Raw genomic sequence first — 15090 nt, forward strand, 5'->3', positions numbered from 1 at the left:
TTTTCGATACGGTTGCAACCGCCATGCCTGTAAATCAGCTGCGCTCTGCTTCCAGCGCGCAATGGGCTGAAAGGCTTTCCAGCACAGTCTCGAACCGGCTCGGAAGCAAGCGCTGAAGTTCCGGCTTGTCGATCTGGTTGCACTCCATCAGGGACAGCACCATCGCGGTCTCATCCTGGATCATTTCCATATTTTCCAGAGCTTCCCGGCTCGCACCGGCCTGACGCAGGGCGATACCATTCTCGCGCGCAGCAATATGGCGAACCGTCAAATTCCAGGCGAGCGGAAGGATGTCGTCGATCCGCTTGGTATGGTCCAGCGCCGCAGCCCAATCCTCATCCAGAATGTGAATGAAACCGATATTCTCTTCAGTATAGGCAACGCCAACTTGTGTCGCGCCCCGCTCAGCCCGGATACGCGCGGCGATGCGAAGTTCCGACAAGGCTTCCTGCAGGGCTTCTTCATAGAGGCGCCCTTCCGGCAGCTGGCGCTGGGCAGCAAGGGCCACCAGAGTTGTCCCGACGCCGTGATGCGCCATCTGTTCCTGTTCCAGCGTGATGTCTTCAGGATCGGCCAGGATCAAATGCGCCGCCTCGCTGAAGGCCCGATAGGCCAGCAACGCATCCCCACGCTTGCGCAGGCACTGGCCTTTCCAGAGAAGCAGCATCGGCTCATCCAGATCACGGGCACTCGCCTGGTTCACATAGTCCACGACGGTGGAGCAGCCACCATTCCAGACAAGGGACGCATCATTGGCATCGCGGTATTCCAGCATGGCGAGCCCCGCTGCCCCGATCGCCTGATCGGACAATTGCTCGGCATCCATGAGTTGCTGAAAGGCTGCGCGAACATCGCTCGACTCGACCTCGCCGCCCCAGTCGTTCAATGCAGCTTGCAGCAGCAGGTGCTCTTCATCCTTCAGCAGGCGAACTTCCCCATCATCGGCGCGCAGCACCATGCTGACCACTTGCGACGTCACATCATTCATCGGCTTCCCAAGCACATGGCTGCGCGCGATAGAGATGGCGCGGTCCTTGTAAGCCGCAATCTGGCGGGCAGATCCGGCCTGTTGGAGTTCGCGAGAAAGCTCGCCCTGACGACGGGCAGACTCATTCTCTTCGCGGATAGCCACCAGCTGCGCCTGCGTCGATTCCCGCTGGCGGCTGGCTTCCCCTGCCACAATGCGCAGGTTTATCTCGTTGAGGCGCGCTTGATAGGCATATTCGGATTTCAGCCCCTGTAGCGCCACATAGAAATAGATCACGCTGCCGACCGCGATCACCGCCGCCGTCACCAGCAGAACCGCCAGTGCCCGGATCAGGAAGCGAAAGGCTTTCTGCTCGCCTTGCAACTCACGAAGCAGGTCCAGTGACGTAACCGGGGTCTTGCCGATATCTGATTGCGGGCTCATGCCGGGCTCCTGTGAGCGAGAATGGGCGTGTCGGCTCCGTCCCAGACAGTTGGTCCGAATACGGGCTCCAACAGCAGACGAAGACCGGTGTCCGCATCATCCTCCCGAATGAACGCCTCGGCGATCAGGAGTTTAATCCGCATCTGCCGTTTGCGCCACATGCGCAGCGCCGCGCCAATGGCGGTCGCCACGAAAAAATTGGACGCGCCGATCATGCGTTCCGGATTCTCCGCAAACAAATCCTCACCGAATGGCAGGGGATAATGCCCGAGCAAAGTGGAGATGAAGACACTGAAAGATACGAGTGCCATGAAGATCGCCCCGAGCAAGAGATAGCGGTTGAGCCGCGCCTCTGCCTTCAATTCAGCCCTGTGGTGACTGATCAGGGGGCTGATCGTTTTCATCCGCTAGTCCCCGTCCCTCGCCACTCGGAAGCCGATTCCGTCGTCGCGCCCGGTGTCCGGAAACCCGTCACGAAACGCTGAGCGCACATAGGAGGGCACCTTCTCCCAACTGCCGCCGCGCACAGCGCGGGTGCGGCATCCCGGCTCGTCATAAATGGTCGCCATGCCGAACCGCCCCAGATAAGACCGCACGCTGCAATCGGCGATCCATTCGGCGACATTGCCATGCATTTCGTGCAGGCCGAAAGCATTCGGGGGATAATAGCCTGCAGGCATCGGACGGCGTGGCCATGTGCCTTTGGGGCTGCCATTATAGACCCGTGATGCGTTGAAATTTGCTTGTGAGTCGCTGAGCGTCTCGCCGGTATGGAAAGGCGTGGTTGTGCCCGCCCGCGCCGCATATTCCCACTCGGCCTCGCTCAACAGGCGATAAGGCTCGCCCTCCACGCGAGTGTTCAGCCAGTCGATATAGGCCATCGCCTCAACCCAGGTAATATTGATCACCGGTATTGCTGGTTGCTGCCACTGATCGCTGCGTGTTTCGTCGCTCGCTTCATTGCCAACGCACCCTCCGGCCGCGATGCACGTATTGATCTGCCCCCAGGTGATCTCGGTTGCGGAAGCCGCAAAGGGTTCAATCGTGGCGCGCCATTGCGGGCCTTCATTATCCTTGCGCTCTTTCTCTCCGTCAGGTGAGCCCATCAGGAATTCGCCACCCGGAATGGCCACCATTTCCGGACAATCGGGGCAGTCCCGGAACTTGCGCTCGGAAATGTCCCCGCCCAGTGTGGCCGCATTGAAAGCCGCTGCGCGAAGCAGGCTGGAAACTTCCGTGAAGGCGGGCGTTGAAGCGCCGCCACCTGTCTCTGCCGTGGCACCGCCTGCGCTACGCGCGGACGAGTTGCGCGCGCCATGCGGTGGCAGGCGGGGCGAGTTGCTGATCGGCGCCGGCTCGGGCGCTGCGCCGCCATCACATCCAGCAAAGCAGAAATCAGCGCCTGTAAGGCCGGAATTGTAGAAAGGAGTCTGCAGGCCGTTGGTGGACTGGTTCACGCGATCCGCGACACGTTTGAAAACCTGTTCAGCGATCAGATTCTGCTGACCAATTGTCTCGGCCAGCGCCAGGGCAAAGGTCGAATTTCCGCCCTCGCCATCATAGGCGACATAGCCGGGCGCCGTGGAATAGGAAATGAGCAGGCCGCGCGCAGGCTTCACCTCGGCCAGTCCGCCGGCAGCGCTGCGCGTTGCGCTGGGCAACGGATTGTCGCGACAGGCATCGAGAATGACGAAATTTACCGCATTGCCGGCATGCTCAACATAGCGCAGTGCATCCCCAAGACGTGGCGCCTGTCGCCATATATCCTGCTCTGAACGGGCATTGGCGTCCACCGGGACGAGATAGTTCAACCCCTGCGACTGCACGCCATGCCCGGCATAATAGATCAGGCCGACGGAGGCCGGTCCGCCAGCTTTGAGCCGCGCGCCATGACTGGCAAAGGCCTGCTCCATTTCTTCTTCGGTGCCATCCAGCACCAGATCGACAGAAAAGCCGACCTTGCCGAGCGTGTCCGCCATGAGCCGGGCGTCTCTTGCCGGATTGGCGAGCTGCCAGCCGGTCTGCTGGTAGCCTGAATTCCCTATGATCAGGGCGTATCGAGGGGGATCGCCGCTTTCGGCCAAGGCAAATGGGCCCAGTATCAGGCATAGGAAAGCTGTCAGTACGGTCCGAAGCATTGCGGGCGTCCCCTTCCGCTGGTCGCTACATCGTCCCCCGAGCGCGCAGTGTTAACTAACCCCAATTCCCGGTTTGAGAAAAGGGGTCAGCTGGACCGATTTGCCAAAAGCCGGATTAGGCCTTGCCGGGACGTTGGGCAGCTTCCGGCTGTACCGCCAGCAATTTTGCCTGTCCGACCCAGTCATCGCGCTGGATACGGCCCTTGAAATGCTCAAGCTTGTCATCGACCCACTTGATCTCGTCCGGACCCCATTCGGCAATCTGCCAGAAATAGAACACGCCGATTTCATTGAGCAATTCGGCCAGCATCGGGCCAATCCCGTTGACGCGCTCCAGATCATCATCCTGGCCGAAAGCGGCGCTGACCAGCAAGTTCGCCTTGTCATCCGGCCGACGGGCCGCCGCGATGGGATCGACGCCTCGGCGAACCTCAACTGTGCGGACGGTTTCGGCTGCAGCCGGAGGAGGAGGGGGTGGAGGCGGCGGTGGTGGCGCAGCCGGAGGCGTTTCGGCTTTTGGCGTGAAATGCGCCTGAGACAGCGGCACGCGCTGGCTATAGTCGATTTCGGTGCGGGAATAGGCCGTTTCCTGCAGGGTGCGCACCATATGGTGCATCGCCGCCATGCCATATTCGATAGAGGTCAACCGATCCTCGACGGCGCCCATATTCAAGCGGGCTTCCATCTTGCGCAGCGAATTGGTGACGCTGGACAGGTCAGGATCCTGCAAGTTGAGGACAGATTCCTGAAGCGCAGCGAGACGACGTTCCAGCGGCGCAACATCGGGAAGCGACTGCATGTCGATGCGGAGCGCTGCCATCGACGATTCGAAGTTGGCGAGACGCGCCTGGATTGGCGTCAGGTCTACGGGCGTACGGTCCATCACCGACACATGGGCTTCGAGCGCCGCCAGTTTCGAATGCAGAGCTGCGGTGCCTCCCTCAAGATCGGCAAGTTTGTTATGGGTGATCCGCACATGGTCAGGTGCGCTCTTCATATCACGCTCGATCTGGCGAAGCGTTTCAGTAACCGGACCCAGGTCAATTTCGGTCTGGGACAGCTCACCAATGGCGGTTTCAAGACGGGCCAACCGGTCACGCAGGCTGTCGACATCCGGCACGCGCAGCGACGCGAGCGACGACGACAAGGTCTGCAGACGGATGGTCATGCTTTCATTGTCTGCCTTGCGCTGGGCATCCAGCCCTTCTGCGAATTCGGCGAGGCGCGCCTCCATCTGGCCAAAATCACTGCGGATCGGCTCAAGATCCGTCATCGGCACGTCGAGATTTTCGAGTGCCAGTTCAAGCCGGGCAAGACCGCTATGGATCGGTCCCAGATCAACTTCCGGCACTTCAGGAAATGCCGGCATTTCCTGTGGCTCTGAATTGACCAGAACGTTCACATTGTCCTCGATCCTCGACAGGCGTGCCTCCAGGCTTTCAAGGTCAGTGTTCTTCAACTGCCCCACGGCCATGTCGAGATCCGCCAGCCGCGAAATGACGGGGTCAAAGCTGGACCCGCTATCGGTGAGCCGGGTCTCAATAGATTCAAGGCGGGAATTGATCGGAGATACATCAGGGATGGGCAAAGCCGTCAGACGGTCGCCAAGACTGTGAATATTGGCGTGGAACTCATCTCGCGTGACAGGCGCGGGCAAACTTGAAAGGCGCTCCTCGATAGCCGCAAAATGCGCGAGCAGGTCATCGCGGGTCACACCGGACCGCATTTCCGAAAGCGCGCTGGTCTCCATCAGCTCTTCATAGCTCTCGGTGACATCCTCATAACGATTGCGCATCCACCAATAGGCCAGCATCGCGCCCGCCAATGCGGCGAACAACATGAGCAGCAAGATCTGGATGAGAAGAAACCACATGATGTTTACTTTCGACGTATCAGGAGGAAATCATTCGGAAACACGGATCACCCGTATCTCTATTCGGCGGTTCAGGGCGCGACCCTGAGCGGTCGTGTTCGGCGCGACGGGGCTGGCATCGCCATAGCCGGTCGCGACCAGCCGGTTCGGCGGTACTCCCCGCGCGATCAGCGCGTTGCGGACAGCCTCGGCACGCGCCTGGCTCAGCTGGCGGTTGGTTTCAGGCAGACCCGTGCTGTCCGTGTAGCCCGCAATACGGAGCGAACCGGGACATGCTCGAACGGCTTCCGCCACATCATCCAGCAGACTGGCGCTTCCCGCTCCGATGACTGCGCTGGAGGACTGGAACTCGATCCGCGCATCACCCAGCAAATCGGACAGCGAGGACTCGCAGGAATCCACGGCCTCCCGCGAAATGATATCGACCGCCCCGACTTCGCCCATGGGGACGGGCGCCAGCGCAATGTCGCGGACCGTCGCCGCATCCGCGGCAGGCAGTTCACAGCTGAGCGAGAAGCGGTTTGTGTTGAAGCCCGACACACCGCGATCGCAACGCGAAACCGTGTCCACGCCGCGCAGGGCAATTTCGAGGAAGCCGTCGGGTGACGGGTCATTGGTGATAGACAAGCTGTCCTGCACGGACACGATGCGCGGCGGATCGATTTCCGTACGGGCCGCCGCGACTACCTGCTCCCGAACCGTATTGTTTGGCATGTCGCCGTCCAGCGTCAGCACTCCATTCGCGACCCGGAACGACCAGTTGATGCTGCTGGCGGAGGCCGTCTCGCCCAAACCAGCCCAGTCGAATCCGTCGCGCACGCGTGTGACGGGCCTTGCCATTCCGAGCAGGGTCGAAGCACGCGCCTCGCGCACAGCGGCGAGGGCTCCTTCGGCGGCCTGCCGACTTGGCGGGCGGCCTTCCAATGTCACCCACTGGCCGGACACACGCGGCCGGGCCCAGGCCGCATCAATATCAGCAAGTGCCTGAGCAGCAGCGCGTTCGGTTGAAAGCTGAATGACACCAAACGCAAATGGCCAGAGTGCAAACGCCATGAGCAAGCCCAGCGCGATGATTGGCGCGCCACCATACGGGACAAATGGCAGCCGGTCGCTCTGTGCCCGACGCACCTTGCGCATGCGCAGAAGCCGGCCTTCGGTGCTGGTGTTCTCACTCAAACTGCCGCCCTCGATTCACATGCAATCAACGCCCCACCCGATACCGGGCATTGCGCTAAACATTATCTGAAACAGAGGCGTGCAACAACATTCCGATCCCGAAATGAAACGCTGGTAGAGACAATAAAGCTGCCAAAACTTGCTACAATTCAGCCGTGACGAGAGTTGTATTCACCGCGAACGCCTGTCAGGCGAAACTTGGGATTACTTGCCCATCTCGTCGGGAATCGTCTGGTCCATGGTCTGAGCCGGATGACAGCAGGACGGGCCGCTGACAATCCGGGCCGGAACGCCCGCAACGGTGCACTTGGCGGGCACATCTTTCAGCACGACACTGCCGGCCGCAACCTTGGCTTCGTCACCGATATGGATATTGCCCAAAACCTTGGCGCCAACCGAAAGCAGGACACCCTTGCCTATCTTCGGATGGCGGTCGCCGACTTCCTTGCCTGTACCGCCCAATGTCACACCGTGCAGGAGCGAACAGTCGTCGCCAACAATCGCTGTTTCACCAATCGTGATGCCGGACGCATGGTCCAGCATGACGCCGGTACCGATGCGGGCGGCGGGGTGAATGTCGACGCCGAACAGTTCCGAAGCGCGGCTCTGGAAATGGAAGGCCAGCGTTTCACGGCCTTCGCGCCAAAGATGATTGGCGACGCGATAGGTCTGAAGCGCGAGGAACCCCTTGAAGTAGAGGAAGGGTTGAAGCATGCCCCGGCAAGCCGGATCACGCTCGAGAACGGCCTGCATGTCGGCTTCCGCCGCAGTCACCAGAGAGCGGTGTGTATCATAGGTATCGCTAAGGATATGGCGCACCTGCTGGGTGCTCATGACCGGGCTCTTGAGCTTCTCAGCCAGATGAAATGACAGCGCCTGACACAGGGTCGAATGCGCCAGGATCGCGGAGTTCAGATAGCTCGACAGGGTCGGCTCATCCGCAGCAGCAGCGCGCGCTTCAAAACGCAGGCGGTTCCAGGCGGGCGCCGGGGCGCCGATATCCGGGTTCTCTGGCATGTCTCTTCCTTCCAGTCCCTGACTAAACGAGATGGGCGATTTTTGCCCGAGTGCAAGTGTCGGCAGCCAATTACTCAGCCGGCATTTCCGAGCGGTTAAACACATGACGCATCGCGGTGCGAACGGGTTTTGCTGTCGTGATGCGGAATATTGCGGGCGTGAAATACAGCGCCAGCAGCGCCGACCCACCAACTCCGCCTGAAATTCCCGCTGCCAGCGGCATCCAGAAAGAGTCCCCAGTCAGCAGGATCGGCACAAAACCACCCATGGTCGTCAGCGTCGTTGCCACGATGTGCCGGGTGGCGTCCACGACCACTTCGCGCTGGGCAATCACATCGTCGGCCATCGCTGCGGGATTGGCTCTCAACAGGGACAAGACCACAATCGAGCCGTTGATCGCGATCCCGAACAAGCCAAGCCCGCCAATGATGGCGTTGAAACCAAATGGCAGATTGAACAGCCAGACGCCGAAGAAGGCGAAACCGAGCGACAAGAAACCGGAGGCAAGCACAAGCAGCATCATGCGGAACGAGTTGAACACAAGCATGATCGCGCCCGCCATCACCATGACAAGCGGCACACCTACGGCGGCAAGATTGCCAACCGCATCGCTGGAGTTTTCTGCCTCGCCACCGACGACGACTTCATACCCTGCTGGCACATGAAAGCCGGTTTCCGCGAAACGGGCCTGATAGTCTTCCAGCACCGGCGCCGGCAGTGTGTAGGGGTCCAGATAGGCCAGGATCTGATTCATCCGCTGGCCGTTCCGGCGCGTGATGACCGCTGTCTCCGGAACGAGCGTAACCTCGCCCAATGCGGAGATCGGTGTGCCTGAACCATTGCCAACCGTTGCCGAGCGCAAATCTGACATGCCGGACCGGCGCGACATCGGCGCGATGACTTTCACGGGCAATTCCTCGGTGCCTTCAAGGACCGATCCAGCCCGGACACCTTCGAGCTCCGCGCTGAGGTCTGCCGCAATATCAGTGAGGCGCTCGCCCGCCATTGCAGAGGCGGCTTCATCGGCCTGCAAGCGCATGGTCGGCGCGCCAAGCTCCAGCGAAGCCACTGTATAGGTAACTCCGGGGGTTTGTCCGAGCACGGCGCGTGTCTGGCCCCCAATCATGTTCAACGTGTCAAAGTCATTCCCCATGATGCGGAACTCAATCGGTGCATCCGCAGGCGGGCCCTGTTCGAATGGCAGCGCCAGGAAACGGGCGCTCGGAAATTCTTCGCGCACCCTGCGCTGGACTTCTCCGACGATTTCATGCGTCCGCTCATTCGAATCCAGCTGGATCCAGCCTGACGCAAAGCCTTCAACGCCTTCGGTATTGTTGATGATATTGTAATAGACCCGCGGAGAGGGCTGGCCGAGCACCCATGTCACATCCTCAACCCCCTCGATGCCACTGATCATCTCGGTCGCGCGATGGACCAAATCGACCGTATCGTGGATGTCAGCCTCGGGCGAGAGTTGCAGCGACACTTGAAACTGGTCACGTTCCGTCTGCGGAAAGAATTGCGATGGCAATTGGCCAACGAGCCAGAAGCCGAACACCGCAGGGGCGACACCGGCCAGAATACCAAGCGGCGGATAGCGCAGCACCATCTCAATAGAGGCGCGATAACCATCGGAAATGAAATCATTGGTGAAGCCGTCGCGCCACCATCGACGCGGCCGCTTTGCATGCCCCGTCTCCCAGCCCCGCTTGCGGTCAAACCAACCGGCCATGGCCGGGATGACGGTAATGGATACCACGAAGGAGGCTGTAATCGAGAACACGACTGACAGGCCGATCATGCCGACAAACTCTCCTGCCCCACCCGGCAGCATGGCGATGGGCGCGAAAGCAAGCGCCGTTGTCAAGGTGGAGGCCGCGAGCGGTGCTGCCAGATGATTCAGGCTCTTGCGGATCGCTTCGAAACGGTTCTGCCCCTTGGCGCGCAACTGGTCGAATTCGTCCACCACAACGATCGCATTGTCGATCAACAGGCCAAGTGAAATGACAAGCCCCGTCACCGACATCTGGTGCAGCGGGTGACCAAAAAGGCTGAACAGGATCAGCACGAGGCTAACCGTCAACGGGATGGCCATGCCGACCACGATGGCCGAGCGCCACCCCATCGTGACGAACAGGACGAGGACGACGATGAAGGCGGAAAACAACAGGCTCTGCGCAAGACCGTTAAGGCGGTCATTGGTGTAGAGACTCTGGTCGAAGATTGTCTCGACCTTGAGCCCTGGCGGCGCGGATGCCGCAAAATTTTTAGATATCTCACGCGCACCTTCAGCCCATTTATCGACGCGCTGGCCCGGCGAAATATAGACGCCGACCATGACCGTGCGGAGATTGTTTTCATAGGCCTGCTGAGTGGACGGATCGGCAAAGCCCTTCTCAACCCGGGCGACATCGGCCACGCGAACAGCCGAGCCGTCGGCACGTTGCAAGAGCGGAACCTGGCGAACACGCGATATGCCATCGAATTCACCGCCGACCTCAAAGCCGATCGTGCCGCCTTCACCGCGCAAGCGGCCCGCTGGTGTCTTGCTGTCAGCCGAGGCGATCAATGCCGCGGCCTGCCGGAAAGACAGGCCGGATGCTGAAAGCGCTTGTGGGTCGACGACAACGCGCACTTCCTCGACGGGCATGCCATAGGTTTCGGTTTCTTCTGTTCCGGGCAGACGTTGAAACTGATCTTCGAGATCAAGCGCGAGACGCCGCATGACAGTGAGCGGCGGATCTCCCTCGCCGGTCCATGTCAAGCCCACCACAAGCGTCGCGGCGCCGACATAGAGGCGTTCGACTTCGGGCGTGCCGACGCCTGAGGGGAACTGCGCACGGGCCTCCTCAACCTGCCCTCGGATCAGAGTCCAGGTATCATCGACTTCGGCTTCGGACAGGTCTTCCCGAATTTCGACCCGGACCTGCGAGAAGCCCGACCTGCTGGTCGAGGTCACATCTTCGATTTCGGGCAACTCCATCAGCGCCGCTTCAACCGGTTCTGTTATCAGCGCCTCGATCCGCTCAGCGTCTGCGCCGGGGAATGGCGTCAGCACATAGCCATAGCGTTCAATCAGGGTCGGGTCTTCCTGACGCCCCAAAGTCAGCATCGCGCCCAGTCCGCCAATCAGGACTACGAGAATGGCCAGGATCGCCAGGCGCGGCAATTGGAAGAAGAGTGTCGACATCGGGTCTAGCCACCATTCACGGTGGAGGCGCGGTGAACATCCCGCGGCTCAACCGGCAAGCCAGGCACAATACGCTGCAGGCCATTGGTGATGACGCGCTCGCCATCCGTCACCGCGCCGCGCACGAAAGCGCGGTCACCATCAGTATGCACCATTTCGACCGGGCGCGTTGCAACCTGCCAGCCTGAGCCGACCGGCTCCGCCACATAGATAGTCCAGAGGCCGCGAGAGGCCGTCGACAATGCTTTCACCGGAACCCAGAAGCCCGGCTCGTCTATATCCCGCTCCATGGTCAGACGGACCACAGCGCCGGAAGCGACGATTTCGGCATCATTGATCTCGAACACAGCTGCGACCGTGCGCTGCGCCGGGTCGATCACGCCGGTCACGCTACGCAAGACAGCCTCAACCGCCCCTGTATCGGCCTGCAAAGTATACGCATCTCCAGGTATCAGACGCGCCGCGCTGTTGGCGGGTAGCCCGATGCGCGCTTCAAGATGCGCCGCTTCGACCAGATCCAGAATCGGCTGGCCCGCGCCGGCAATCGCGCCTTCATCCGACCTGCGCGCCGTGACCACGCCATCGAACGGCGCCGGGATGCGGGACAGGTCAATCTGGACACGGAAAATATCGGCTTGCGCCTTGGCCGCTTCGACTCGGGCCAGCGCAGTATTCGCCTGGGCTTCAGCTTCATCGACCGCCTGCTGGGATACGTGGCCTTGCATCTTGAGGGTACGTTGTCGCTCGACCGTGCTCAGGGCGAGAGAGTGCGCAGCGCGCGCCTCCTCGACCACAGCGGTGGCCGACGCGAGTTGGGCGCGCAGGCCGCGCGTGTCGAGGCTTGCCAGAATGCTGCCCCGCTTGACGCGGTCGCCCACATCAACGGCAATGGTCTCGATACGGCCACCAGTGGAAAAGCCAAGCGCAGAATTGCGTCGCGCTTCGGCAAGGCCGGAATAGGATTCGTTCAGCGTGAAGGCCGTGGTCAACTCGACTGGCGCGACCTGCACCGCCAAGGGCTCAGGCGCGACCGTAGCCACTTTGGGCCCCTCCTTGCTGCGCAACTGCGTCGCAGCCAGCACAAGGCCGCCGCAAACGAGCAACAGGATAATGAAGAAGAACAGCCCCTTCAGGGCCGTCGGCCGTTTGTCACGTGCGGTATCTCCGGCGGTGTGATCAATGTCGGTCATGGGTTTTGTCCTGACAGGCGGCCACTTCCAGTCCCGGCAGCAGGCTTTAGCAGCCCACGGATCTGAAGATCGGCATGGAATTCAATGAAGTCTGTTGCGGTCATCGGCTGTTGGTTCGGGACGAGCTGATGGAATTGCGGCATGTGGATGAGCAATTGCGCGAGCCCGTGAGAGGCGGCCCAGATTGATTTGGCCGCCATGACGGGATCAAGCGAGGGATCAAAAACCTCAAGCTCCTGCCCTTCAGTGACCATACTGATCAGCACACCAAAGGCCTGTCCTTTCTGAGACGCCACAAATCCGTCCCAGGATAATGGTGCGGCACATCCTTCCGGGACGGTGCTCTGGATACTGGAAAAGGCTGCGGCGTAGTGGAAGGGGCGAGTTACTGCAGTCTCCACATAAGTTGCCACGCACGCCTTGGCGCGTTGCAGGAAAGGACGGTCTGCACTGGAGCTGCGATCAACCTTCTGAAGGAGCCGCTCGAAAAACGCCTCCTTCAACTCATCAATCAATTCGTCCTTCGAGCCGAAATACTTGTAGATTGCGGAGGGTGAGTAATCGATCTCATCGGCGAGCCGTCGAATTGACAAGCCGTTTTCGCCCTCCTTGGCGAAAACGCGCTCTGCGGCGGAAATAATCGATTCCCGCACGCGCAAGCGACGACGATCAGCTGGCGTCGCTTCGGAAGCGTTATCTGTCTGCATATGGCACATTACTCGCGCAAACCGTTCAGAAAGTGAACACTGTTCACTCTTGTACGCCTCCCCACGCAAATGCTCAAGCCTGCAATCGTTAATGACCGCCTTTAAGAACGAGTCTCACCCTCCTATGTTGCCGCAATGACAAAGCGATTCCCTCCCGCCCCAGCTATTGCGACACCCATGCTGGCAACGCGTCCCAGCGCCGAGGCGCGGCAGTTGCTCGCCTTGCGGCGCTCTGCCGGAAAACATTTCATTGGCGAGCCGGGGCCGTCTCCCGAGGCGCTGGATGAATTGCTCGAAATTGCCGCGCGGGTACCAGACCACCGCCGGATGACCCCCTGGCGTTTCATCGTATTTGAAGGAAAATCCCGCGAAGATTTCGGGCAGGAGCTGGCGCGCATTCGGGGGGAAACGCTTGCAGACGCTGAATCCCGGGATCTGCTGGAAGCCGCAGGTCTTTTTCTGCGCGCGCCCGTGGTTGTCGCAGTGATATCTGCTCCAACGGATGACGGTCGCACGCCCGTCTGGGAACAGGAACTCTCCGCCGGAGCGGTCTGCTACAATCTGCTGCTCGCTGCGAATGCGAGCGGATGGGCCGGGGCCTGGCTAAGCGAATGGCCAGCCTTCGATAAGCAGGTTGCGGGAAGTCTTGGCCTGTCCGAGACCGAACGGGTCGCCGGCTTCATCTATCTCGGAACCTCAAAAATATCCCCACCAGAACGCGGACGGGCGGATATGTCCAAACTCGTGACCCGCTGGACGGGCTAACCGCGACCACGATAGGACGCAACGCCTGTTTCCGGAACGTGAAGTCCGGCAGGCACCTCGCCGGACTGCCAGAACACGTCGATCGGGATGCCACCGCGCGGGTACCAATATCCCGAAATACGCAACCAGGTCGCTTCCGTGAAATCGAAGATCTTCTTGCCGATGGAAACGGTGCAATCCTCATGGAAAGCGCCATGATTACGGAAACTGGTCAGATAGAGCTTGAGGCTCTTGGATTCCACCAGCCATTCGCCGGGCGCATAGTCGATTACAAGATGTGCGAAATCCGGCTGGCCTGTCACCGGACAAAGCGAGGTGAACTCGGGGGCCACGAAGCGTGTCAGATAGAGCGTGCCAGCGTGCGGATTAGGCACGCGCTCCAGCTGGGCGTCTTCCGGGTTTTGCGGTTGGTGGGTCTGCTGGCCGAGTTGGTCCAGGCCCTGATAGATCGGATTGTCAGCCATATTATAGGATCGCCGGTACGGGAATGAGATTGAAGGTCAATCCCATATAGAGCGCATAGCCCAAAAGGAGAACTGCTCCTTCCCAGCGGGCGATCAGCTTGCCCGTGATGGCAAACAGCGCCATCAACGCAACCGACAGGACGAGCGCGGACATGTCGCCGACACTGATCAGGCTGTGGCCCGCGCCGGAGGCCAATGCGTCCGTTGTCACATCTCCACTCGGCATACTGCGCACGCTGAACGGGTGGACGAGAGCTGTCAGGCCGAGAATACCCAATATGTTGAATATGTTGGAACCAATGATGTTGCCGAGCGCGACATCGGCCTTGCCGCGGAAAGCCGCGATGGCAGACGTGGCAAGCTCTGGGAGACTGGTCCCGACCGCCACGATAGAGAGCCCGATGACCGTCTCGCTGATGCCAAACTCTCGTGCAATGACTACGCCGCCGTCGACAAGCAGTTTCGCGCCGACCACCACGCTTACAAGACCCGCCAGAGCAATGAATACCCCCTTCACCACGCCGTAATTGGCCTCAACCGTTTCGCCTTCCCCGGCGTGCATTTCAGCCACCTCGTCGCCAGCTGCCTGGTCGGCAAACACGGAGAAGGCAATATAACCCAGTAAACATGCGACCAGCACAATTCCTGCAAGGCGTGAAAACAGGTCAAACCAGATCAACACGCACAGAAGGGCGGTAACAATGACCATGATTGATGTATCGCGCATCAGGGCGCGTGGATTGGTAATGATGGGGTGGATCACCGCCGCCACCCCGAGCACCAGAAGGATGTTGGCGATGTTGGAACCAACGACATTGCCCACCGCTATGCCGACTGCACCTTCATTGATCGCGCGCAAACTGGTCACCAACTCAGGGACCGACGTGCCGAAACCGACCAGAGTGAGGCCTATGACCAATTCGGAAATGTTGAGCTTTCGCGCAACGCTGACCGATCCTCGAACAAGCCCCTCCCCTCCGATAAACAGGAGGACGAGACCGCCCAGAACCATCAGATATGTCATGAAAATCCCCGCAGGAAAGATTGAAGTTACGAATATGGGGAACAGCCCGACGTCGCGCAATCAGGCCCATGATGACTATTTTTGCGAAGCCAGGACGCATCGCCCACATGCAAAAAAGCAGCTATCGGATTGGAA

At 60.2% G+C, this 15090-nt stretch carries 12 protein-coding genes; 1 reads left to right on the top strand and 11 read right to left on the bottom strand.

Annotated features, from left to right (window positions below; genetic code table 11):
- Window positions 1–34: 34 nt before the first annotated feature.
- From B2P82_RS15560 to B2P82_RS15600, 9 genes are all read right to left on the bottom strand, one after another.
- Entirely contained in the window at window positions 35–1411 is a 1377-nt protein-coding gene (locus B2P82_RS15560) for a hypothetical protein (RefSeq protein WP_290497907.1), read from the bottom strand.
- Window positions 1408–1815: a hypothetical protein gene (locus B2P82_RS15565; RefSeq protein WP_206992710.1), complete on the bottom strand. Its 408-nt coding sequence runs from the start codon at window positions 1813–1815 to the stop codon at window positions 1408–1410. The genes B2P82_RS15560 and B2P82_RS15565 overlap by 4 nt, the downstream gene beginning before the upstream one ends.
- 3 nt (window positions 1816–1818) lie before the next feature.
- Window positions 1819–3549: an SUMF1/EgtB/PvdO family nonheme iron enzyme gene (locus B2P82_RS15570; protein ID WP_290497908.1), complete on the bottom strand. Its 1731-nt coding sequence runs from the start codon at window positions 3547–3549 to the stop codon at window positions 1819–1821.
- A 115-nt stretch (window positions 3550–3664) separates the two neighbouring features.
- Window positions 3665–5422, bottom strand: coding sequence for a helix-hairpin-helix domain-containing protein (locus tag B2P82_RS15575; RefSeq protein WP_290497909.1), 1758 nt, complete (start codon window positions 5420–5422; stop codon window positions 3665–3667).
- A gap of 30 nt (window positions 5423–5452) precedes the next feature.
- Window positions 5453–6598 carry an OmpA family protein gene (locus B2P82_RS15580; protein WP_290497910.1) on the bottom strand — a complete coding sequence of 382 codons (1146 nt, stop codon included), beginning with the start codon at window positions 6596–6598 and terminating at the stop codon, window positions 5453–5455.
- A gap of 204 nt (window positions 6599–6802) precedes the next feature.
- The gene (gene cysE, locus B2P82_RS15585) at window positions 6803–7615 is read right to left on the bottom strand and encodes a serine O-acetyltransferase (RefSeq protein WP_206992706.1); all 813 of its coding nucleotides are present in this window, start codon (window positions 7613–7615) and stop codon (window positions 6803–6805) included.
- Between the two features lie 70 nt (window positions 7616–7685).
- Window positions 7686–10805 (bottom strand): efflux RND transporter permease subunit, encoded by a 3120-nt coding sequence (locus B2P82_RS15590; RefSeq protein ID WP_290497912.1) that lies wholly within the window; start codon window positions 10803–10805, stop codon window positions 7686–7688.
- Between the two features lie 5 nt (window positions 10806–10810).
- On the bottom strand, window positions 10811–11995 hold the full coding sequence (locus tag B2P82_RS15595) for an efflux RND transporter periplasmic adaptor subunit (protein ID WP_290497914.1): 1185 nt from the start codon (window positions 11993–11995) through the stop codon (window positions 10811–10813).
- Entirely contained in the window at window positions 11992–12702 is a 711-nt protein-coding gene (locus B2P82_RS15600) for a TetR/AcrR family transcriptional regulator (RefSeq protein ID WP_290497915.1), read from the bottom strand. The genes B2P82_RS15595 and B2P82_RS15600 overlap by 4 nt, the downstream gene beginning before the upstream one ends.
- A gap of 177 nt (window positions 12703–12879) precedes the next feature.
- On the opposite strand from B2P82_RS15600, the gene B2P82_RS15605 reads away from it, so the two are divergent.
- On the top strand, window positions 12880–13467 hold the full coding sequence (locus B2P82_RS15605) for a nitroreductase family protein (protein WP_290497916.1): 588 nt from the start codon (window positions 12880–12882) through the stop codon (window positions 13465–13467).
- On the opposite strand, the gene queF is transcribed toward B2P82_RS15605, so the two are convergent.
- Together queF and B2P82_RS15615 are read right to left on the bottom strand one after the other, a co-directional pair.
- Window positions 13464–13931: a preQ(1) synthase gene (queF, locus tag B2P82_RS15610; RefSeq protein ID WP_290497917.1), complete on the bottom strand. Its 468-nt coding sequence runs from the start codon at window positions 13929–13931 to the stop codon at window positions 13464–13466. The two genes, B2P82_RS15605 and queF, sit on opposite strands and share 4 nt — an antisense overlap.
- Window position 13932: 1 nt before the next feature.
- Window positions 13933–14955 carry a calcium/sodium antiporter gene (locus B2P82_RS15615; RefSeq protein WP_290497918.1) on the bottom strand — a complete coding sequence of 341 codons (1023 nt, stop codon included), beginning with the start codon at window positions 14953–14955 and terminating at the stop codon, window positions 13933–13935.
- Between the last annotated feature and the right edge of the window lie 135 nt (window positions 14956–15090).

Origin of the sequence: Hyphomonas sp. UBA4494 (genome assembly GCF_002388935.1) — a bacterium.
Lineage (GTDB): Bacteria > Pseudomonadota > Alphaproteobacteria > Caulobacterales > Hyphomonadaceae > Hyphomonas.

Bases quoted from the DNA above. Each gene is read 5' to 3' on its own strand.
- B2P82_RS15560 (WP_290497907.1), bottom strand. From the start codon at position 1,411: ATGAGCCCGCAATCAGATATCGGCAAGACCCCGGTTACGTCACTGGAC.
- B2P82_RS15565 (WP_206992710.1), bottom strand. From the start codon at position 1,815: ATGAAAACGATCAGCCCCCTGATCAGTCACCACAGGGCTGAATTGAAG.
- cysE (WP_206992706.1), bottom strand. From the start codon at position 7,615: ATGCCAGAGAACCCGGATATCGGCGCCCCGGCGCCCGCCTGGAACCGC.
- B2P82_RS15605 (WP_290497916.1), top strand. From the start codon at position 12,880: ATGCTGGCAACGCGTCCCAGCGCCGAGGCGCGGCAGTTGCTCGCCTTG.
- B2P82_RS15600 (WP_290497915.1), bottom strand. From the start codon at position 12,702: ATGCAGACAGATAACGCTTCCGAAGCGACGCCAGCTGATCGTCGTCGC.
- B2P82_RS15595 (WP_290497914.1), bottom strand. From the start codon at position 11,995: ATGACCGACATTGATCACACCGCCGGAGATACCGCACGTGACAAACGG.
- B2P82_RS15590 (WP_290497912.1), bottom strand. From the start codon at position 10,805: ATGTCGACACTCTTCTTCCAATTGCCGCGCCTGGCGATCCTGGCCATT.
- B2P82_RS15575 (WP_290497909.1), bottom strand. From the start codon at position 5,422: ATGTGGTTTCTTCTCATCCAGATCTTGCTGCTCATGTTGTTCGCCGCA.
- B2P82_RS15570 (WP_290497908.1), bottom strand. From the start codon at position 3,549: ATGCTTCGGACCGTACTGACAGCTTTCCTATGCCTGATACTGGGCCCA.
- queF (WP_290497917.1), bottom strand. From the start codon at position 13,931: ATGGCTGACAATCCGATCTATCAGGGCCTGGACCAACTCGGCCAGCAG.
- B2P82_RS15615 (WP_290497918.1), bottom strand. From the start codon at position 14,955: ATGACATATCTGATGGTTCTGGGCGGTCTCGTCCTCCTGTTTATCGGA.